Source organism: Sinorhizobium sp. 8-89, assembly GCF_030124325.1.
Taxonomy (GTDB): Bacteria; Pseudomonadota; Alphaproteobacteria; order Rhizobiales; family Rhizobiaceae; genus Sinorhizobium.
This window is the reverse complement of record NZ_JASKLR010000007.1, coordinates 248,224-268,253: the sequence shown is the minus strand read 5'-3', so window position 1 is coordinate 268,253 and position 20,030 is coordinate 248,224. Positions and strand designations below refer to the sequence as shown.

Below are 20,030 nucleotides of genomic sequence, written 5' to 3'. Positions count from 1 at the left end.
CAACGAACCGCCGTTAGATCACGATGATTTTGGGTCGATTCGACCCAAAATCATAAACGTGATCGATTCCAACAAAACAGAGCGGGATGCGGGCGGAAAACCGCATACACGTTTCCTCATCCCGCTCTAAAGCGTGATCTGAAAAGCGGAAACCGTTCTTCGGACAAATCACGCAATAAACAAGGACTAGCGATCGCTCTGCTCGCTTTCGTCGTGAACCGCCGTGTGGCTTTCATAGGCCCTGACTATCCTCGCCACCATCGGATGGCGGACGACATCGGCATCCTTGAAGCGGATCACCGAAACGCCCTCCACTCCATGGAGAATTTGCAGCGCCTCCACGAGGCCCGATTTAACGCCACGCGGCAGGTCGACCTGGCTGGGATCGCCGGTAACGATCATCCGGCCGTTTTCGCCGAGACGCGTCAGGAACATCTTCATCTGCATCGATGTCGTGTTCTGGGCCTCGTCGAGAATGACGGCGGCATTGGCGAGCGTTCGCCCGCGCATGAAGGCGAGCGGCGCGATCTCGATCACGCCGGCGGTGATCGCCCGCTCGACCTTGTCACCCGGCATCATGTCGTAAAGCGCGTCGTAAAGCGGCCTGAGATAGGGATCGACCTTTTCCTTCATGTCGCCCGGCAGGAAGCCCAGGCGTTCGCCGGCCTCGACAGCCGGCCGCGAAAGAATGATGCGATCGACTGCGCCACGCTCCAGCAACTGAGCCGCATGGGCGACGGCGAGGTAGGTCTTGCCGGTACCGGCCGGTCCGATGCCGAAGACGAGCTCGGATCGCTCGAGCGCACGGATGTAGGCATCCTGCATCGGCGTGCGTGCAGCGATGGTCTTTTTGCGCGTCGAAATCTGCGCCATCGTCAACTTGGCTTTGCGTTCCATTGTCGGCAACTGCAACTGATCGTCGGCAGCGACCGCCATACGGATCGCGCCTTCGACGTCGGACGTATCGATCGATCCGCCACTCTGCAATCTTCCGTAGAGATAGTCGAGAGCGCGCCGCGCCTGGTTTGTCGCCACCACATCGCCCGAGATGGCAACGGAATTTCCGCGCGGCCTGGCGTCAATGCGCAGGCGCTCTTCGAGCAGCTTCAGGTTCTGGTCGAATTGGCCGAAAAGTTCGCTGGCAAAGCGGTTGTTCTCGAAAGTGAGCACGAAGTGATTGGCGTCTGTCGCAGATGTTTTGGACTGGCGCGATGATGAAGAAATCAATTCGTGTCCATTCAAGCGGTTAGGCTCCTCGCTCTCGGTCCCTTATCCGATCATCTCGGCGAAAAGGCTGTTGGGCCCGGCTTTGATGATTCGTACTCTGACAATGTCACCGATTTGCGATGCTTTTGCATCAACATTCACGGGCTGCAGCCACGGCGAACGGCCGACGAGCTGGCCGGGCATGCGGCCGGTTTTTTCCAAAAGCAGATCGATCTCCCGTCCCACGCATGCCTGGGCGAAATCGCGCTGCTGCTTGATAAGCAAAGTCTGCAATCTTTCCAGTCGCTTGGCCTTGACGTCCTCAGGAACCTGTTCCTTGAGCTCGGCCCCCGGCGTGCCCGGACGGGTCGAATACTTGAAGGAAAATGCCTGTGCATAACCCACCGCCTCCACGAGACGCATGGTATCCTCGAAGTCCTCGTCGGTCTCACCGGGGAAGCCTACGATGAAATCGCCCGAGAGGGCAAGGTCGGGCTGGGCGGCGCGGATGCGATCTATCAGGGCGAGGTATTCGCCTGCCGTATGACGCCGGTTCATCGCCTTCAGGATGCGATCGGATCCCGATTGGACCGGCAGATGCAGGTAGGGCATCAGCTTCGCCATCGACCGATGCGCCTCGATCAGGCTGTCATCCATGTCGCGCGGATGGCTGGTCGTATAACGCAGGCGCGCAAGGCCCCCGATTTCGGCAAGGCGGACGAGAAGATCGCCTAATCCCCAGTCGCGGCCGTCCGGGCCTGTGCCATGCCAGGCATTGACGTTCTGCCCAAGCAGGGTGATTTCGCGCACCCCGCTTTCGACCAGCCTTTCGGCCTCGGCAACGATCTGCGCCACCGGTCGCGACACTTCCGATCCACGCGTATAGGGCACTACGCAGAAGGTGCAGAATTTGTCGCATCCTTCCTGCACCGTCAGGAAGGCGGTGACGCCGCGGGCGCGGGTCTTCGCCTTGTCCGGCGCTGGCAAGTGCTCAAACTTGTCCTCGATCGCATAATCCGTTTCGACGACGCGCTCGCCGCCTCGTGCGCGCTTCAGCGCTTCCGGGAGACGGTGATAGGTCTGCGGTCCGATGACGAGGTCGACCGCTGGCGCACGGCGAAGGATTTCGTCGCCTTCGGCCTGCGCGACACAGCCCGCAACGCCGATGACCATTTCGCGGCCCGCGCGCGCCTTCTCCTTCTTCAGCTCGCGCAACCGGCCGAGCTCGGAATAGACCTTTTCAGCCGCCTTCTCACGGATATGGCAGGTATTGAGCAGGACGAAATCGGCCTCCTCGAGAACGTCCGTCGAAACATAACCGTCGCGCGAGAGCGCATCCGACATGCGGTCGGAATCGTAGACGTTCATCTGGCAGCCATAGGTCTTGACGAAGACCTTGCGCGAAGGTGCATGTTCCTCGCCCGGCACCGGCGTTTTCGACAGAAGAGCTGTTTCCTGGGTCATGCGGCGTTCTTTAGTGCATGGCGGCCCAAAGTTGAAGCATTTTTGGCGCGACTCACTACGGTTCGACGCGCGCGACGTCCCGTTCTACCCTCGGCCGCCCCCTCAGACGATCCGACAGCATGCTGCGAATGCGCTGCTCGATCGTGCGGCTCACGTCTTTCCGGTTGGCATGGCGGTCATAGTCCACCGCCTCGCCGAAATCGACATCCACGTCCAGCGCGCCTTCCCTCAGCACGCCAAAAAGATGCGGCAGCAGGCCGGTGTCGCCCGGCCATGCGGCGATCGGCCGGTTGTAGCGCCCCATGGGCATGCCGTGGATGCCGGTGTAGGAAATGGCCAGAGGCTGGACATGAACCACCCCGGTCGGCGAATATGGAACGGCGGAGGCCGCTGCTCCGAACAGCGACGTCTTAATGTCCAGCAGGCGGTTGCCGTCGGACGTCGTGCCTTCCGGAAAGAGGACGACGATTTCGCCATCGGCGAGCCTTCGACCGATCTCATTCACCTGATTGCCCGTCGTGCGCTTCTGGTCGCGCTCGACGAATATGGAGGCCTGCAAGCGGGCGAGAAGGCCAAAGACGGGCCAGGTCTTCACCTCGGATTTGGCGACGAAGACGACGTCGGCCACGGAAGACAGCACCAGAATGTCCTTCCAGGACACGTGATTGGCGCTGAGCAGCAGCGGGCGGCGGCGTTCGGGCTCGCCATGGACGCGAACGCGAAGCCCGAGCAACAGGCATGCCACACGATGCCAGAACCGCGGTAGCCACCGCCGCGGCTTCAGGTCCAGCCACAGGCAAAAGATCTGCACCGGGATCAGTACGAGCGAGATCAGCACGAGCAGGATGCCGCACAGGGCGACGCGGACCCAATTGATCATCTGCGAAGGCTTTCCAAGCCGCTCATCCTACATTCCGCATCACTCGGCGCCGCGAGTCGAAATGCCAGAGCGCCCACTATTTTTGAAACGCGGCCGTGCGCCTTCCAGACGGGGATGCGCACCAGACATGTCGTGAATCGGACTAGCGAAGATCGAGTCGCATGACAAGCGCGGCCGTGCGCGCTCCTGCAGCCCCCTGATAGTAGGCCCGGCGTTCGCCGACCTTAAGAAAGCCGAGCTTCTGATAGAGACCGAGCGCGGCCTGGTTGGTTTCATCGACTTCGAGGAAAAGTGCGTCGGATCCTTTGACGAGCGCCTCGCGCATGGCCGCCTGCATCAGTCGCCAGCCAAGGCCGGACCGTGTGAAACGCGGGTCCACGCCGATGGTCAGGATTTCGGCTTCGCCGGCCACGGCTCGTGAGAGTACAAAACCGCCGAGGGCGGGGCGGAAAGCACCGTTTGTCTGGCGCGCCACGAAACCGAAGACCGTATCCTGCGACAACAGCGCGTGAATTTCGCCGTCGCTCCAAGGTGATGCGAACCGTTGCCGATGCAGCTCCGCGGCAGCGGCGAGATCGCCCTCCTCGAGCGGGAAGATATCGAACTCCGTTCGACGGGTGAAATAATCGGTCAAACTCATCTTGGTCTAGGCTCGGGTTACGGCGAAACCCGCCTGGGGCTTCGCATCCGGTCCACGCAAGTAAAGCGGTTTCGGCTTGGCCGAGGCTGGATCGGCTCCGGCACCCAGCCGGGCAACGACAGCAATGTCGATATTGTCCGGCACCCCATCCGTCGGTACGTCGGAAACGGGGGAAGGGCGGACGAGGGAAGCGCCGGAACCGCACACGACCCCTTCGACGCCTGAAAACCGCGCGCGCGCCTCCGTTACCGACAGAATTTCGGGCTCGTCCTTTGCTCTGCCGAAGGCGTCGAAAAGCTGGGCATAGACTTCGTCCCGCTTCGCATCGATGACAACGAGAACCGCCTGGCCGGGTGTCGTCAGCCTTGCATTTTCGGCGGCGACCTCAAGCGTCGTGATCCCGACCGCCGGCTTGCCGAGGGCGAGCGCGAGGCCACGCGCGGCAGCAACGCCGACACGAATGCCGGTGAAGGATCCGGGACCGACGGTGACCGCAATGCGTTCGATTTCTGAAAGCTGCCTGTCGGCGGCGAGCAGTGCCTCGTCGACGAACTCCATCAGACGCTCGGCGTGGCCGCGTCCGATGTTCGCGCCGGCGCGCGCCAGAACCTCGGCGGCCGCGCTGTCGTAGACAGCGGCGGCGCAACCGGTGCCGGATGTATCGATTGCAAGCACTAACATTTCAGCCGCAATGGCCTCCCTCCATTGCTTCGCACGCAGAACCGGCGCGAAGTGCCCTACAGCGCCGCGCGTCCTTCGGACGCGCAAAGGACGCTGTAGCACTTTGAAATTGCTGCATGTTCCTGTCCTTAAATCGCGTTAACTTTCAAGGACACATGCAGCCGCACCCGCTCTCGTGACGGACGACGTGGGGACGGGCCGGATCAGACGGATTCGACTGCTTCGACTTCCGGAACGAAGTGGCGCAGCAGGTTTTGGACACCATGCCTCAACGTCGCGGTCGAGGACGGGCAACCGGAGCAGGCCCCTTTCATGTTTAGGAACACGGTGCCATCCTTGAAGCCGCGGAAGGTGATGTCGCCACCGTCTTGGGCAACCGCCGGTCGCACGCGGGTTTCAAGCAATTCCTTGATCGTGGCAACGATCGCCTCGTCGCCCTCGTCGAAGAACTCGCCTTCCTGGTCCGCTTCCTCTGCGCGGCCGGCACCCGACATGACCGGCTGGCCGGACATGAAATGTTCCATGATCGAGCCGAGGATGGCGGGCTTCAGGTGTTGCCACTCCTGCGCTTCCTTGCTGACCGTGATGAAATCGTAACCGAAATAGACACCGGTTACGCCCGGGATCGAGAAGAGCCGGGCCGCCAAAGGCGATCCTGCACGGGCCTCGTCCTCGCTCCGGAATTCGGCCGTGCCGTTCTCCATCACCACCTTGCCCGGCAAGAACTTGAGCGTGGCCGGATTCGGCGTGGCTTCCGTCTGGATGAACATCTTTCTCTCCGTTTCGCCGGAAGTCGATTCCCGACCGGCTCTTTAGAATTGTTCGAAAATATAGGTGCTTCGTCGCGGCCCCGCAAGAGCGCATCCCGTCGCACCTTGGACTGTCATGATCGACACGCGGGAAGCGTGCGGAGGACCGCTCTTTCCGACTTGGAGACGACGCAAATCCGGACGGAAAACCGTACCCACTGGAATTGCTCTAGCTCAGCGCGTCTATTTCCTCGTCCGTCAGCAAATCGGGAATGACGGTCACGGGAATCGGAAAGGCTGCAGCCTTTCCGGCTATGGACGACACCAGCGGTCCCGGCCCTTCCTTGGCCGATCCCGCCGCAAGCACCAAGATGGCAATGTCCCGGTCCTCCTCGATCACCGCGTGGATCTGCTCCGTGGCGATCCCTTCGCGAATGACGATCTCCGGCTCAATGCCGATCGTTTCGCGCACCGTCTGAGCCACCTTGGCCAGCGTCGCCTCGGCCTCTTCACGTGCCTCCGCCCGCATGATCTCCTCGACCCCCAGCCATTGCTGGAAGTCGCCATCGGCGATCACATAGAGCAGCACTAGGCCGCCGTTGGAATTCTTCGCGCGCATGCCGGCATAATGCACGGCGCGGCCGCATTCGGGCGTATCATCGATCACCGCCATGAACTTGCGGCGATGACCTTCCAGTCGTGAGAGTCGGGTGGAAACCATGCGGCGAACATTACATCGCCGCTCGCCGCCCGCAAGGTCTCATTTTTGCGTGCTACTGCAAAAATCCGATGATTTCGCGAACCTCGCGCATCGTCTTTTCGGCCCGCGCCCGCGCTCGTTCGCCGCCACGCCTCAGGATCGCGTCGATGTGTGCCGTATCGTCCATCAGACGACGCATCTCGCCCGTGATCGGCGACAGCACGGTTACGGCAAGCTCGACCAGAGCCGGCTTGAAGACCGAGAACTGCTGGCCGCCGAATTCGGCGAGAACCTCATCCTTCGTCTTGTCCGAAAGCGCCGCATAGATGCCGACGAGGTTTTCCGCCTCCGGACGGCCGGCGAGACCGCCGGCTTCGCTCGGAAGCGCGTCGGGATCGGTCTTGGCCTTGCGGATCTTCTTCGAGATCGTATCGGCATCATCCATCAGATTGATGCGCGACAGATCGGAAGGATCGGACTTCGACATTTTCTTCGTGCCGTCGCGCAACGACATGACGCGCGGCGCCGGCCCGCCGATCAACGGCTCCACCGGCGGGAAATAGGCATGGATTGGCTCTTCGCCGACGACGATGTCAACGCCGTAGCCGCGCGCCCGGATATGCTCCATGAAGTCGATGTTGAACTTCTGGGCGATGTCGCGTGTCAGCTCCAGGTGCTGTTTCTGGTCGTCGCCAACCGGAACATGCGTGGCGCGGTAGACGAGGATGTCCGCCGCCATCAGGCTCGGATAGGCAAGCAGCCCGAGCGAGGCGTTTTCGCGGTCTTTGCCGGCCTTGTCCTTGAACTGGGTCATCCGGTTCATCCAGCCGATGCGGGCGACGCAGTTGAAGATCCAGGCAAGCTCGGCGTGCTGCGGCACCGCCGACTGATTAAAGACGATATGCTTTTCCGGGTCGATGCCGGAGGCGATGAAGGCGGCCGCGATCGAGCGGATCTGGCCCGCCAGATCCTCGTGCACGAGCTGCGCCGTGATCGAGTGCAGGTCGACGACGCAATAGATGCAGTCGTTGTATTCCTGCAGGGCCACGAACTTGCGGATCGCGCCGAGATAGTTGCCGAGATGCAGGTTGCCGGTCGGTTGTACGCCGGAAAATACGAGCGGCTTGAATTCGTTCATGTCGTCCTCAATCGGGCTTGTGGAGGGCCCGTCTCCAGTTGATATCCGCCGCGCTTATGCACGGCAGCCAAAGCGCAATCAAGGGGGTACGGGCCTGCAAAGGATCACGACGCCGGTTGCAGCAGATCCCAAAGATTGCCGAACGGATCGGTAAACACCGCGACGGAACCGTAGGCCTCCTGACGAGGAGCCTCGCGGAATTCGACGCCGGCGGCAAGCATCGCCGCGTGATCGCGGGCGAAGTCGTCGGTGAACAGGAAGAAACCGACCCGGCCGCCGGTCTGGTTGCCGATCGCAGCCCGTTGCCGCTCACCCTCGGCCTTGGCAAGGAGCAGGGCCGTCTCTGCGGCGCCTCTCGGGCGGGCGAGCACCCAGCGCTTGCCGTCGCCAAGCTCTGTATCCTCGATCAGGTCGAAGCCGAGCTTGCCGCAATAAAAGGCGATGCCGTCATCGTAGTCCGGTACGACGATGGCGACGCGGGCGATCGTCTGCTTCATGACGCATCGGGCTCCTGGCTCGCCGCGGCTTCGACCGGACCGCCGGCGCCCCTGCGCCGCAGACTGCGGCGGATCATGCCGAGGCTTGCGCCGCCAAGACCGAAGGCGAAGGCGAAATAGATCACCATTGCCGCCGCCACGAGGCCGCATAGGGTTAGAGCGCGCATCAGGAGCGGTGCGGCGGACGAAAGCGGAAACGCCAGCCACTGGACTGCAAAATGCAGCGCGACCGCCATGATCGCCGCGGCAATTACCAGGCGCGGAACGCGGGTCAGGAGCGGAATGTCGCGGCCCCAATGCCCCCGCCAGACGAGGGTTGCGAACAACAGTACGGCGTTCACCCAGCCGGCTACGATCTCGGCGGTGGCGATGCCACTCGCGGCGAGCGTCGGAAACAGCGTCAACGCCAGTGACACGTTCACCGCCACTGAAATCGCGGCGAAGATCATCGGCGTGCGCGTGTCCTCGCGTGCGAAGAAACCCGGGATGAAGGCCTTGATCAGCACGAAGGCCGGCAGGCCAAGGCCGTAGATCGCCAGGATTTGACCGACCACGACCGTCGATTCGGGCAGGAACTTGCCGCGCTCGAAGAGTAGCCGGACGATCGGTTCCGACATGACGAGCAGTGCGGCGGCGGCCGGCAGCGTCAGGAACAGCGTGAATTCGACGGAGCGGTTCTGCAGGTTCGACGCTTCGTTGATATTGCCGGCGCGCAGCGCCCGTGAAAGCTCCGGCAGCAATACCGTCGCGACGGCGATGCCGACGACGCCGAGCGGAAGCTGGTAGATGCGGTCGGCATAGACGAGCGACGACACGGCGCCCGCCTTTGCCGAAGCGATATTGGTGTTGATCAACAGATTGATCTGGGTAATGCCGCCGGTGATCGCTGCCGGCAGCGCCAGCACAAGCAGCCGCTTGACGTTCGCCGTCAGCCGCGGGCGTCGGAAGCCGATCCGGATACCGGCATTGCGCACAGCGAACCAGACGATCGCGAGTTGCACCAGGCCCGCAGCTAGCACGCCCCAAGAAAGGCCATAGCCAACGGCAACCGCGTCGTGGCCGCTATGCCAGGCATAGGCAAGAACGCCGATCAGGATGATGTTCAGAAACACCGGCGCGATCGCCGCCGCGAAGTAGCGGTGCAGCGAATTCAGCATGCCGGCCATCATCGCCGCCAGCGACATGCAGGCGAGATAGGGGAACATGATCGTCGCGAAGGATACGGTGCTCGCGAACTTCGCCGGATCGTCGGCAAAGCCCGGAGCAATCAGCTCCCGCACGATGAACGGCATCGCCAGCTCCATGGCGATGGTCAGAAACAGGAGCACGGTGAAAAGCACACCGAAAACCTCTTCCGAAAAGCGCCGCGCGCCGTCCATGCCGCGCGCTTCGATTTCCTTGGCGAAAAGGGGCACGAAGGCAGAGTTGAAGGCGCCTTCGGCAAAGAGCCGACGGAAGGTGTTGGGCAGCCGGAAGGCGGTGTTGAAGGCGTCGGCAACCGGTCCGGTGCCGAGCGCCGCCGCCATGAAGGTTTCGCGGACGAAGCCGAAGATGCGGCTTCCGAGCGTAGCGCCGCCGACGGTTGCAAATTTCTTGACGAGGCTCATGTTTCGGCTTTTGTCGCTTTGGAACCGTGCGATGCGCGCGGCGCATGCGCCGGTGCGATGATACCAGACGGCATGCGGTCGCGAGCCTCGTCCACTTCGTCGGCCAACACCGCCTTGAGGCGCGCCGCGATGTTCGTCTGTCGGTTCTCGCTGGTGACCTTCTGGCCGACCAGATCGGTGACATAGAAAGTATCGATGACCTTCTCGCCGAAGGTCGTGATGTGGGCCGAGGCAATATCGAGGGACAGATCGGAAAGCACCGCCGTGACTTCGGAAAGCAGGCCGGGCCGGTCGAGTCCCTCGACCTCGATCACGGTGAACTTGTTCGAGAGCGAATTGCTGATCGTCACTTCCGGCGTGACGGTGAAGGCCTTGCTGCGCTTCTTCACCCGGGTGCGGCTGGCGATCACTTCGGGCAGCCGCTTGCGGCCAGAAAGCACGTCCTCGATCAGCTTACCGATGCTCGCGGCCCGGCGTGTTTCATCCTCGTCGACCGGAAATTCCCGGTTGACAAGAATCGTGTCCAGCGCCCGTCCGTCCGACGTCGTGAAGATCTGCGCGTCGACGATGTTGGCGCCTGCCGCGGCGCAGGCCCCGGCAATCACCGTCAGCAGGCGCGGATGGTCCGGGGAAAGCACGGTGATTTCGGTGATCGCATGGAATTGATGCGTGCGCACCATGGTCGCCAGCGTCTTGCCGGCCCGGTCCGCATCGCGGATGAACTTCGCGTGCCGAACCTGATCCTCAAGCGCCACGGAAAGGAGATAGGGCTGATAATGCAGCCGTACATAGGCGTCGCGATCCGCCTCCGGCCAATCGGTCAGCGCCTCCCCCAGCATGTGGGCCGCATGTTTTGCCCGCTCTTTTCGCGACAGTTCCGAGAAGCCGCCGGAGAGCAGAAGCTCGGTCTCGTAATAGAGCGTGCGCAGCAGCTGTCCCTTCCAGCCGTTCCAGACACCAGGCCCCACCGCCCGGATGTCGCAGACCGTCAGGATGAGCAGCATTTTCAGGCGGTCGAGAGACTGCACCCGCTCGGCGAAATCGACGATGGTCTTGCGGTCGTTGAGATCGCGGGTCTGGGCCACCATCGACATAGTGAGGTGCTCCTCGACCAGCCAGACCACGGTTTCGGTCTGCTTCGGCGAAAGCCCCAAACGCGGGCAGAGCTTGCGGGCCACCTTGGCGCCGCCAATCGAATGATCCTCCGGTCGGCCCTTGGCGATATCGTGCAGCAGCACGGCGACGTAAAGGACCTCGCGATCCTCGATGCTCGGCATAAGCGTCGCCGAAAGCGGATGCGCCTCCTCCTCGATGCCGCGCTCGACCCGTGAGAGTATATCGACGGTGCGCAGCAGATGCTCATCCACCGTATAGTGATGGTACATGTTGAATTGCATCATCGAGACGATCTTGCCGAAGTCCGGAATGAAGCGGCCGAGGACGCCCGACTCGTTCATGCGCCTCAGGATCAGCTCCGGATTGCGCCGCGACGTCAGGATCGAGAGGAACAGCCGGTTGGCTTCTTCATCTTCGCGCAATTGCGGTGTGATCAGGCTCAGCGAGCGGGTCACCTGCTTCAGCGCCGCCGGATGGAATTCCAGCTCGTTGATGTCGGCGACATGAAAGAACCGCAGAAGGTTTACCGGATCGCGCTTAAAGACATCGGGGCTCGAAAGCGCAATGCGTCCGCCATCGTCGACGAAGTCGAGCGTGCCGGCAATCTTGCGGGTGCGGTGCCTGAAACGGCTGATAACTCCGGAAATCCCCGGTGCGTCCTTTGCCTGCTGATCCTCCAGCGCGGCGCAGAAGATGCGCGTCAAATCACCCACATCCTTAGCGACCAGGAAGTAGTGCTTCATGAAGCGCTCGACTGCCGAGAGGCCGGGGTGATCGTGATAGCCCAACGCCTCGGCGATTTCGCGCTGGATGTCGAAGGACAGCCGCTCCTCCGCCTTTCCGGTCAGGAAATGCATGTGGCAGCGCACCGCCCAGAGAAAATCCTCCGACTTCTGGAAAAGCTTGTATTCCTGTCGCGACAGGACGCCGAGCTTGACGAGATCGGCCGAGTCCTTAACCCGGTAAAAATATTTGGCAATCCAGAACAGCGTGTGCAGATCGCGGAGCCCGCCTTTGCCCTCCTTGATGTTCGGCTCGACAAGATAGCGGGTATCGCCCGCCTTGCGATGGCGCTGGTCACGCTCGGCAAGTTTGGCGGCGATGAAATCGGGCCCTGTATTGCGGACGATCTCATGGTCGAAGCGTGTCTCGAGCTCGCCTGCCAGCGCCTCGGAACCGCAGATGTAGCGGCATTCGAGGATCGCCGTGCGGATCGTCATGTCGGCGCGCGACAGCCGGATGCACTCTTCGATCGTCCGCGTCGCATGGCCGACCTTGAAGCCCAGGTCCCAGAGGATGTAGAGCATGAACTCGATCGCCGGCTCGGCCCAAACCGCTTTTTTCGCAGGCAGCAGGAACAAAAGGTCGATATCCGACCCCGGGGCAAGCGTTCCGCGTCCATAGCCGCCAACGGCGGTCACCGCTATGCGAGAGGCCGACGGTGCTTTCGCCGCGTCGAAAACCTCGTTCAGCACGAAATCATGCAGAAGGGCGATGAGCTGGTCCTGGAGCCAGGAGATGCGTTCGGCGCATTTTATCCCGGCGCCGTCGGCGGCAAGCAGTTCGCGCGCCTTGGCGCGTCCTGCGAGATTGGCCTGCTTGAAAGCGGCGAGCAGGGCCTGGCGCATCGGTTCTCGCTGCTCCGCATGCGCAGAGGCGATGAAGCTCAATTTCGCTCGCAGCGCCGCAACATCGAGAATTTCGGAAAAGGAAGTTTCGTGTCTGGCCATGAAGTGCCGAGGGGCGTCCTGTCCAACTGGTTGAGTAATCCGCTGCATCTGCCAGCGCTCCTGCATGTCGCCGTGGACCGGCCGGAAACATGCAGCATTTCAAAAATGCCACGTCCTTTGCGCGCCGCTGTATAGCCTTTCTATCCCGCAAATGACAGGAAAAATCGGTCCACCATGCAACAACCGATCAATGCCGCCTTCGCGGAAGATCAGCGGGCGCCAAGTTGTTTCTTCAGCGAATAGAGGGCGTCGAGGGCGTCGCGCGGCGTCATGTCGTCGGGATTGAGCGCCTTCAGTGCCTCCTCGACCTTCGAAGGTCCGGCTCTTGCCGATTCCTCGCGCCGTATCGCCACCTGGAAAAGCGGCAGGTCGTCGATCAGCTGGCTTGCCGGGTTTTTACGGTCGGCGTCCTCGAGCTTGGCGAGCACATCCTTGGCCCGCGCGACGACAGACGCGGGCAGGCCCGCAAGCCGCGCCACCTGGATCCCGTAGGACCGGTCGGCGGCACCTGGACCGACCTCGTGCAGGAAGATCACGTCGCCGTCCCATTCCTTGACCCGCATAGTCGCATTCGAGAGGCGGCCGAGCTTTTCGGAAAGCACCGTCAGCTCGTGGAAATGGGTGGCGAAGAGGCCGCGGCAACGGTTGACTTCATGCAGATGCTCGACCGCGGCCCAGGCAATCGACAGGCCGTCGAAGGTCGCGGTGCCGCGACCGATCTCGTCGAGGATCACCAGCGAGCGGTCCGTCGCCTGATTGAGGATCGCCGCGGTCTCGACCATCTCGACCATGAAGGTCGAACGGCCGCGGGCGAGATCATCCGATGCGCCGACTCGCGAGAAAAGCCGGTCGACGACGCCGATATGCGCCGTCGCTGCCGGTACGAACGACCCCATCTGCGCCATGATCGCGATCAGCGCGTTCTGACGCAGGAAGGTCGATTTACCGCCCATGTTGGGACCGGTGAGCAGCCAGATCGCCCCGCCCTCGTGACCATCCGGAGGCGACAGGTCGCAGCCATTGGCAACGAAGGCATTGGCCGCCTGGCGCCGGAGCGCCTGTTCGACGACGGGATGGCGCCCGCCGTCGATCGCGAACATCCGCGATCGGTCGACGACGGGGCGTGCATAGTTCTGTTCCTCGGCAAGGACGGCCAAGCCGCTCGAGACATCGAGCGTTGCGAGCGCCAACGCCGCAGCCTTGATCGCTTCGGCATGCGCAACAACCTCGCCCGCCATCGCCTCAAATGCTTCGAGTTCAATCGCGAGGGCGCGGTCGGCCGCATTGGCGATCTTGGTTTCAAGTTCCGCGAGCTCGGTCGTGGTGAACCGCATGGCATTCGCCATGGTCTGGCGGTGAATGAAGCGCGCGCGCCCTGCGTCCGTGTCGGTCATCGCGCCGGCATTTCCCGCCGTCACCTCGATGAAATAACCAAGCACGTTGTTGTACTTGATTTTCAGCGACTTGATCCCGGTCTCTTCCCAATATTGCAGTTGCAGGCCCGCGATCACTCGGCGCGACTGATCGCGCAGCGCTCGCATCTCGTCGAGTTCGCCATGCGCTCCCTCACGCACGAAGCCGCCGTCGCGCTTCAATAGCGGCAATTCTTCCGCGAGCATCGACTCGAGTCTCGCCAGCAACGCCTCCGGCAATGCGTCGATCGCGGCATGCGCCTCGGTCAGTTCCGTCGATAGGCTGCCGCGCGACAACAGCGCCGATATGGTCGCCGCGGCCCGAAGCCCGGCCTGGATCGCGCCCAGATCGCGCGGGCCGCCACGGCCGAGCGCCAACCGCGACAGAGCGCGCGGCATGTCGGGCGCGCGCCGCAAGGCATCGCGCAGATCCATCGTGAAACTCGGCTGGTCGGCCAGGACCTCGATGGAATCGAGTCGCGTGTTGATCCGATCGGGGTCGGTCAGCGGCGACATCAGCCGCTCCGCGAGTAGCCGTGCGCCGCCGCTCGTCACCGTTCGGTCGAGGGCTCTGAGCAAGGTTCCCTCGCGGGCGCCGGAAAGCGTCTTGACCAGTTCGAGGTTGGCGCGGGTCGCCGGATCGATGAAGAGCGTCGAGGCGGCACTTTCCCGCTCGGGAATCCCGAGCGCCGGGCGTTCGGCAAGCTGCGTCTTCTCGACATAGGAGATCGCCGCCGAGGCGGCCGCGAGCTCCGCGCGCGAAAAGCTGCCGAAGCCGTCAAGGGTCTTCACGCCGTAATAACGGGCAATGCGGCCCTCCGCCGTCGCGCTGTCGAACAGCACCGCCGGCTGCGGCACCGCTACCCGGCCGAGCACGTCGAATACCGGTCGAAGCTCCGGATCGTGAAAGACGGTATCCGGCAGGACCAGTTCACGCGGCTCGATCCGCAATATATCGGCGAGCAAGCGGCTTTCGGCTGTCTCGGCGAGGCGGAAAATGCCCGTCGATATGTCGATCCAGGCGAGCGCATAGGCCGGCTCCGTGCCGCTGCGGATGCGGGCGAGTGCCATCAGATAGTTCGATTCTGCCGGCGAAAGCAGCTTGTCCTCGGTGATCGTTCCCGGCGTCACCAGCCGGACGACGTCGCGGCGCACGACCGACTTGCCGCCACGCTTCTTTGCTTCCGCCGGATCCTCAACCTGATCGCAGACCGCGACACGAAAACCAAGGGCGATGAGCTTCTGCAGATAGTCGTCGGCCGCGTGGACCGGCACGCCGCACATGGGGATTTCCTGCCCCATGTGCTGGCCCCGCTTGGTGAGTGTGATGCCGAGCGCGCGCGAAGCTTCGACAGCATCCTGGAAGAACAACTCGTAGAAGTCGCCCATCCGGTAAAACAGCAGCGAATCCGGATTGTTCGCCTTGATCTCGATGTACTGCTCCATCATCGGCGTCGCGGTGGAGCGGCTCTCCTCGCTTGCCAGATCGGACACGGATAGGACATCGCCCGCGCGGCTCGATGGGTCTGTCACGAAATTCATGATTGTTCCAAAAAAAGAGATGTCACACTATCCGCAAGCATTTATAGACGACAATAACAAAGAGGCTGACCTCGGCGGTCGCCCACAGGAGGTTGAGGAAACATGCCGGCTACCGACAAGACCGACCGCACGATGACGAGCGTCACCGCCCAGGAAGCGCTCGATTTCCACTCCCAAGGTCGGCCCGGGAAACTGGAGATCGCCCCGACAAAGGCGATGGCGACGCAGCGCGACCTTTCACTCGCCTACTCGCCCGGCGTCGCCGTGCCGGTGAAGGCGATCGCCGAAGACCCTGCAACCGCCTACGACTATACGACGCGCGGCAACATGGTCGCCGTGATTTCCAACGGCACGGCGATCCTCGGCCTCGGTAATCTGGGTGCGCTTGCCTCCAAACCGGTCATGGAGGGCAAGTCGGTCCTGTTCAAGCGGTTTGCGGACGTCGATTCGATCGATCTCGAAGTCGATACGGAAAACGTCGACGAATTCGTCAACTGCGTGCGCTTTCTCGGCCCGTCTTTCGGGGGCATCAACCTCGAGGATATCAAAGCGCCGGACTGTTTCATCATCGAGCAGCGGTTGCGCGAGATCATGGACATTCCGGTGTTCCATGATGATCAGCATGGCACCGCGATCATCGCCGCCGCGGGCCTCATCAATGCGCTGGCGCTCACCGGGCGTGACTTCAAGACGACCAGGCTCGTCTGCAACGGTGCGGGCGCTGCGGCGATCGCCTGTGTCGAGCTCATCAAGGCGATGGGTTTCAACGGGGAAAACGTCATTCTCTGCGATACCAAGGGCGTGATCTACAAGGGCCGCACGGACGGGATGAACCAGTGGAAGTCCGCCCACGCGGTCGATACCGACCGCCGGACCCTGACCGAGGCGCTGGAGGGGGCTGACGTTTTCTTCGGCCTGTCGGCAAAGGGCGCGCTTTCGACGGAGATGGTGCTTTCCATGGCGCCGAAACCGATCATCTTCGCCATGGCCAATCCTGATCCCGAAATCACGCCGGAGGAAGTCGCCCGCATCCGCGACGACGCGATCGTCGCGACCGGTCGTTCTGACTACCCGAACCAGGTCAACAACGTTCTCGGCTTCCCCTATATCTTCCGCGGCGCCCTCGACGTGCGCGCCTCGACAATCAACGACGCCATGAAGATCGCCGCGGCAGAGGCGCTCGCGAGCCTTGCGAAGGAAGACGTGCCGGACGATGTCGCCGCCGCCTACCAGGGCAACCGGCCGCGTTTCGGGCCGCAATACATCATTCCCGTTCCCTTCGATCCGCGCCTCATCTCGGCGATCCCGATTGCCGTCGCGAAGGCGGCCATGGAAACGGGCGTTGCGCGCAAGCCGATAACCGATCTTGCCGACTATGCGCAGCAGCTTTCGGCGCGGCGCGACCCGATCGCTTCGACGCTTCAGCGCATCTTCGAACGCGTCCGCCGCCAGCCGAAGCGCATCGTCTTTGCCGAAGGCGAGGAAGTGCAGATGATGCGCTCTGCGATCGCCTATGCCAACCAGGCGCTCGGTACGGCGATCCTGCTCGGACGCGAGGAGCAGATGCGCGAAACCGCCGAGCGGGAAGGCATCGACCTCAACCGCGCCGGCATTCAAATCGTCAATGCACGCCTCTCCAAGCGCGTCGGCGCATATACCGATTTCCTCTACGCCCGGCTCCAGCGCAAGGGCTATCTTTTCCGCGACGTTCAACGGCTGATCAACAACGACCGCAACCACTTCGCCGCCTGCATGGTGGCGCTCGGCGACGCCGACGGCATGGTGACGGGCCTGACGCGCAATTATTCGACGGCTCTCGAAGACGTGCGCCGCTGCATCGACGCCAAGCCCGGCCATCGGGTCATCGGCGTATCGATCGCGCTCTGCCGTGGTCGCACGGTGCTTGTCGCCGATACCGCCGTGCACGACATGCCGACGGCCGAGGAACTGGCCGACATCGCCGAGGAGGCCGCCGGGCTTGCCAAGCGTCTTGGCTATGTGCCGCGCGTCGCGATGCTCGCCTATTCGACCTTCGGCCACCCCTCGGGCGAACGCTCCGAGAGGGTGCGCGAGGCGGTGAAAATCCTCGACAAGCGCCGCGTGGATTTCGAATACGATGGCGAAATGGCGGCCGACGTGGCGCTCAATCAGCGCGTGATGGAGCAATATCCGTTCTGCCGGCTTTCCGGCACCGCCAACGTACTGGTCATGCCGGCGTTCCACTCCGCCTCGATCTCGACCAAGATGCTCCAGGAACTCGGCGGCTCGACCGTTATCGGCCCGCTGCTCGTCGGCCTGGATAAATCCGTGCAGATCGCATCCATGTCGGCAAAGGATTCGGACATCGTCAACATGGCGGCAATCGCGGCCTATAATGCCGGGACCTGAACCGAGCAACGATGCGCCGTTTCAGGACATTGCTGCATCGGTTGCGAACATTGTTTGACTAGACCGTGCGGCAATGGCACACTGACCTCCAGTAAAACAAGAGCCCACTTCCTCGGCAAAGGAAGTGGGCTCAATACGTTATGGCAGATCTATCACTTAGGTTATAAAAATGAGAGGAAATTGATTGCAATATACGCCACCCTCCTGACGCATTGCCTATCTTTCCCTTTATTTTTTACACTCCTTCGTCATGAAATTCAGACCAACCGTGGAGATACACTTCTTCTTTTCACGGAAGAAAGTCAAACATATCCTTAATAACTGGTTAATACTGCGGCGACTGCTCAGGATACCGTCGAAGAGAACCGTCCGGCATCTGCTCCGTAGTAGTTGAGGTAGCGGCCGGAAATATTGCTGATCGGCAACACGATCAGCACGTCCGTCGTGCGGAAAGCGTGATCGACGACAGCGCCATCGCCAACCATCGCGCCGAGGCGCATATAGCCCTTGATCAGCGGCGGAAGAGCGGAAAGCGCCTTCTTGGGATTGATCGCTTCCGAGGGCATCAGGTCCATGGTCCGATAAAGCTCCGGCCGCGCGGAAACTGCCCACTCACCCCTAACGCGAACATTGTGGTGCAGGAAGGAAAGCGCCAATGCGTGCTCTTCCGGGACAACGCCGGGGAACGAGCCGCATCCGAACATCGCGTCGACACCATGCTTCAGCGCGTAAGCCCAATTGCCCTGCCAGAGCAGTTCGACCGTGCGCTTCGTCCTGTAGTCGGGCAGCACGCAGGAGCGGCCGAGTTCCATGAAGCGCTTGTTCGGATGGCGCTGAAGCAGCTCCGCGATTGCAAACTCCGAGGCCGAGTAGAAGCCGCCGGCCCGCTCGGCGACCTCCTGCCGTAACAGGCGGTACGTGCCGACGATCTGGTCCTCCGGGTCGCCTTCGATCGACGTATCCAGGACCAGCAGGTGGTCGCAAATCGAGTCCCAGCTGTCGACGTCGCGCTTGCGCCGCTCGGCGTCCGGACCCACCTGTGCCTTCATCTCCTCGACAAAGATCTTATAGCGTACCGCCTGCGCAGCATCGATCTCGGCGGCGGAGCGGGCGAGTCGCGTCTCGAGATTGCCGATCCGCCCAAGAACCTCGGTTGCCGGGGTCGCAATCGTCTTGCGGATGCAAGTCTGTGAAGTGTCAACCACGTTCGCCGAATCCAGAAATTCGATCGTCATTCCGTGTTATCCCGAATCGCCTATGCCTGCCGGGCTTAAACCACGTTTCTGCAACAAGATAGTGACACCGAGGCGGCTTACAACCCCGACACGGAGGGGATGACGGGAATGCTGGTCGCGCGCTCTTCAGACTTCGAGAAGGCGTGCGATTTCGGCCGCGAGGCGGCCCGGCTCCGGCGGCTTCGGCAACACCGAATCCGCTCCGGCAGCAAGCAGGATTTCGCCGAGATCACCGCGCACATCCGACGTCAAGACGAGGACTGGCACCCGGCGGCGATGACCGGCCGCTTCCTGCTCGCGCAGGCGCTTCAGCATCGCCAGCCCATCGCCGCCCGGCATATTGAGGTCGGTAAGAATCAGGCGCGGCCCCTTGCCTGTAATTTCGCCGGCGCCGTGCAATTCGCGGTCCAGGCTGGTGAAATCTCCGACGTGGCGCACCAGGTAGCCCGCCCGATGAAGTGCCGTCCGCAGGATGAGTGCATTGACCGGATCGTCCTCGGCAAGGAGAATGTCGTGAGCGCCTTGTTCGCTCGCCTCGCCCGTCGTCGACGCCTCCCGAAGGATCGGCCGGTTATCGTTGATCGCATCCCGCTTCTCGATGCCCTTCAGTCGCCCGAGCAGAACCTCAACCAGCGACTTTTCGCGCAAAGGGCGGATGAGCCATGCCTCATAGCCATCGATCTGGTTTACCGGATGAGAGGTGCGCTCCTCCGGGTTGATGAGATAGGTCCGGCGAAGCTTCAGGCCGGCAATTGCCGGTCGGCGAGACAGAAGACGGCGGAACTGCTCCGCGTGGCGATGGTCAACGATGATATCAGTCAGCGGCAGGTCGTTCGACAACACGGCCGCGACGATGGCTTCGGCGGCGGCAAGCGTCGGCGCGCGATGACACGCGCCACCAAGGGTAGCAACCGTCGCGGCGAGCGCGGTCGAGACCGGCCCCTCGGGAGCCAGAACCAGCACATGCGCGCCAGATAGCGGGCCGTGCCGAGCCGCGGGGGCCGGCGGATGGACGCCCCGCAGCGGAAACCGGACTTCGAAGCGA

General features: G+C 62.4%; 15 protein-coding genes. 1 reads left to right on the top strand and 14 read right to left on the bottom strand.

Annotated elements, in window-relative coordinates; all coding sequences use genetic code 11:
- Window positions 1-186: 186 nt before the first annotated feature.
- From QN219_RS16690 to mutS, 12 genes are all read right to left on the bottom strand, one after another.
- Window positions 187-1,242 carry a PhoH family protein gene (locus tag QN219_RS16690; protein WP_284000850.1) on the bottom strand — a complete coding sequence of 352 codons (1,056 nt, stop codon included), beginning with the start codon at window positions 1,240-1,242 and terminating at the stop codon, window positions 187-189.
- A 27-nt stretch (window positions 1,243-1,269) separates the two neighbouring features.
- Window positions 1,270-2,670: a tRNA (N6-isopentenyl adenosine(37)-C2)-methylthiotransferase MiaB gene (gene miaB, locus QN219_RS16685; RefSeq protein WP_284000849.1), complete on the bottom strand. Its 1,401-nt coding sequence runs from the start codon at window positions 2,668-2,670 to the stop codon at window positions 1,270-1,272.
- Between the two features lie 55 nt (window positions 2,671-2,725).
- The gene (locus tag QN219_RS16680) at window positions 2,726-3,550 is read right to left on the bottom strand and encodes a lysophospholipid acyltransferase family protein (protein WP_284000848.1); all 825 of its coding nucleotides are present in this window, start codon (window positions 3,548-3,550) and stop codon (window positions 2,726-2,728) included.
- Between the two features lie 142 nt (window positions 3,551-3,692).
- Entirely contained in the window at window positions 3,693-4,190 is a 498-nt protein-coding gene (locus tag QN219_RS16675; protein WP_173511100.1) for a GNAT family N-acetyltransferase, read from the bottom strand.
- Window positions 4,191-4,196: 6 nt separating this feature from the next.
- Window positions 4,197-4,871: a tRNA (adenosine(37)-N6)-threonylcarbamoyltransferase complex dimerization subunit type 1 TsaB gene (gene tsaB, locus QN219_RS16670; protein ID WP_284000847.1), complete on the bottom strand. Its 675-nt coding sequence runs from the start codon at window positions 4,869-4,871 to the stop codon at window positions 4,197-4,199.
- 203 nt (window positions 4,872-5,074) lie between these two features.
- Entirely contained in the window at window positions 5,075-5,641 is a 567-nt protein-coding gene (locus QN219_RS16665; RefSeq protein ID WP_284000846.1) for a NifU family protein, read from the bottom strand.
- Window positions 5,642-5,849: 208 nt separating this feature from the next.
- Complete coding sequence (locus tag QN219_RS16660; protein WP_173511103.1) at window positions 5,850-6,341, bottom strand: universal stress protein; 492 nt, start codon at window positions 6,339-6,341, stop codon at window positions 5,850-5,852.
- 52 nt (window positions 6,342-6,393) lie between these two features.
- Window positions 6,394-7,458, bottom strand: a complete 1,065-nt coding sequence (gene trpS, locus QN219_RS16655) for a tryptophan--tRNA ligase (RefSeq protein WP_284000845.1) — start codon at window positions 7,456-7,458, stop codon at window positions 6,394-6,396.
- A gap of 104 nt (window positions 7,459-7,562) precedes the next feature.
- Window positions 7,563-7,955: a VOC family protein gene (locus QN219_RS16650; protein WP_284000844.1), complete on the bottom strand. Its 393-nt coding sequence runs from the start codon at window positions 7,953-7,955 to the stop codon at window positions 7,563-7,565.
- The gene (gene murJ, locus QN219_RS16645) at window positions 7,952-9,562 is read right to left on the bottom strand and encodes a murein biosynthesis integral membrane protein MurJ (RefSeq protein ID WP_284000843.1); all 1,611 of its coding nucleotides are present in this window, start codon (window positions 9,560-9,562) and stop codon (window positions 7,952-7,954) included. Before murJ ends, QN219_RS16650 begins: the two co-directional genes overlap by 4 nt.
- Window positions 9,559-12,408 (bottom strand): [protein-PII] uridylyltransferase, encoded by a 2,850-nt coding sequence (locus QN219_RS16640; protein ID WP_284000842.1) that lies wholly within the window; start codon window positions 12,406-12,408, stop codon window positions 9,559-9,561. Before QN219_RS16640 ends, murJ begins: the two co-directional genes overlap by 4 nt.
- 209 nt (window positions 12,409-12,617) lie before the next feature.
- The gene (gene mutS / locus QN219_RS16635; protein WP_284000840.1) at window positions 12,618-15,362 is read right to left on the bottom strand and encodes a DNA mismatch repair protein MutS; all 2,745 of its coding nucleotides are present in this window, start codon (window positions 15,360-15,362) and stop codon (window positions 12,618-12,620) included.
- A gap of 102 nt (window positions 15,363-15,464) precedes the next feature.
- On the opposite strand from mutS, the gene QN219_RS16630 reads away from it, so the two are divergent.
- On the top strand, window positions 15,465-17,750 hold the full coding sequence (locus QN219_RS16630; protein ID WP_284000839.1) for an NADP-dependent malic enzyme: 2,286 nt from the start codon (window positions 15,465-15,467) through the stop codon (window positions 17,748-17,750).
- Window positions 17,751-18,094: 344 nt separating this feature from the next.
- On the opposite strand, the gene QN219_RS16625 is transcribed toward QN219_RS16630, so the two are convergent.
- Both QN219_RS16625 and QN219_RS16620 read right to left on the bottom strand, forming a co-directional pair.
- The gene (locus tag QN219_RS16625) at window positions 18,095-18,985 is read right to left on the bottom strand and encodes a GNAT family N-acetyltransferase (protein ID WP_284000838.1); all 891 of its coding nucleotides are present in this window, start codon (window positions 18,983-18,985) and stop codon (window positions 18,095-18,097) included.
- 126 nt (window positions 18,986-19,111) lie between these two features.
- Window positions 19,112-20,030, bottom strand: a 919-nt coding sequence (locus QN219_RS16620; protein ID WP_284000837.1) for a response regulator, incomplete at its 5' end; no start/stop codon positions are given.

Excerpts from the sequence above, each read along its gene's own strand:
- miaB (WP_284000849.1), bottom strand. The coding sequence starts at position 2,670 with ATGACCCAGGAAACAGCTCTTCTGTCGAAAACGCCGGTGCCGGGCGAG.
- QN219_RS16680 (WP_284000848.1), bottom strand. The coding sequence starts at position 3,550 with ATGATCAATTGGGTCCGCGTCGCCCTGTGCGGCATCCTGCTCGTGCTG.
- QN219_RS16675 (WP_173511100.1), bottom strand. The coding sequence starts at position 4,190 with ATGAGTTTGACCGATTATTTCACCCGTCGAACGGAGTTCGATATCTTC.
- tsaB (WP_284000847.1), bottom strand. The coding sequence starts at position 4,871 with ATGTTAGTGCTTGCAATCGATACATCCGGCACCGGTTGCGCCGCCGCT.
- QN219_RS16665 (WP_284000846.1), bottom strand. The coding sequence starts at position 5,641 with ATGTTCATCCAGACGGAAGCCACGCCGAATCCGGCCACGCTCAAGTTC.
- QN219_RS16660 (WP_173511103.1), bottom strand. The coding sequence starts at position 6,341 with ATGGTTTCCACCCGACTCTCACGACTGGAAGGTCATCGCCGCAAGTTC.
- trpS (WP_284000845.1), bottom strand. The coding sequence starts at position 7,458 with ATGAACGAATTCAAGCCGCTCGTATTTTCCGGCGTACAACCGACCGGC.
- QN219_RS16650 (WP_284000844.1), bottom strand. The coding sequence starts at position 7,955 with ATGAAGCAGACGATCGCCCGCGTCGCCATCGTCGTACCGGACTACGAT.
- murJ (WP_284000843.1), bottom strand. The coding sequence starts at position 9,562 with ATGAGCCTCGTCAAGAAATTTGCAACCGTCGGCGGCGCTACGCTCGGA.
- QN219_RS16640 (WP_284000842.1), bottom strand. The coding sequence starts at position 12,408 with ATGGCCAGACACGAAACTTCCTTTTCCGAAATTCTCGATGTTGCGGCG.
- mutS (WP_284000840.1), bottom strand. The coding sequence starts at position 15,362 with ATGAATTTCGTGACAGACCCATCGAGCCGCGCGGGCGATGTCCTATCC.
- QN219_RS16630 (WP_284000839.1), top strand. The coding sequence starts at position 15,465 with ATGCCGGCTACCGACAAGACCGACCGCACGATGACGAGCGTCACCGCC.
- QN219_RS16625 (WP_284000838.1), bottom strand. The coding sequence starts at position 18,985 with ATGACGATCGAATTTCTGGATTCGGCGAACGTGGTTGACACTTCACAG.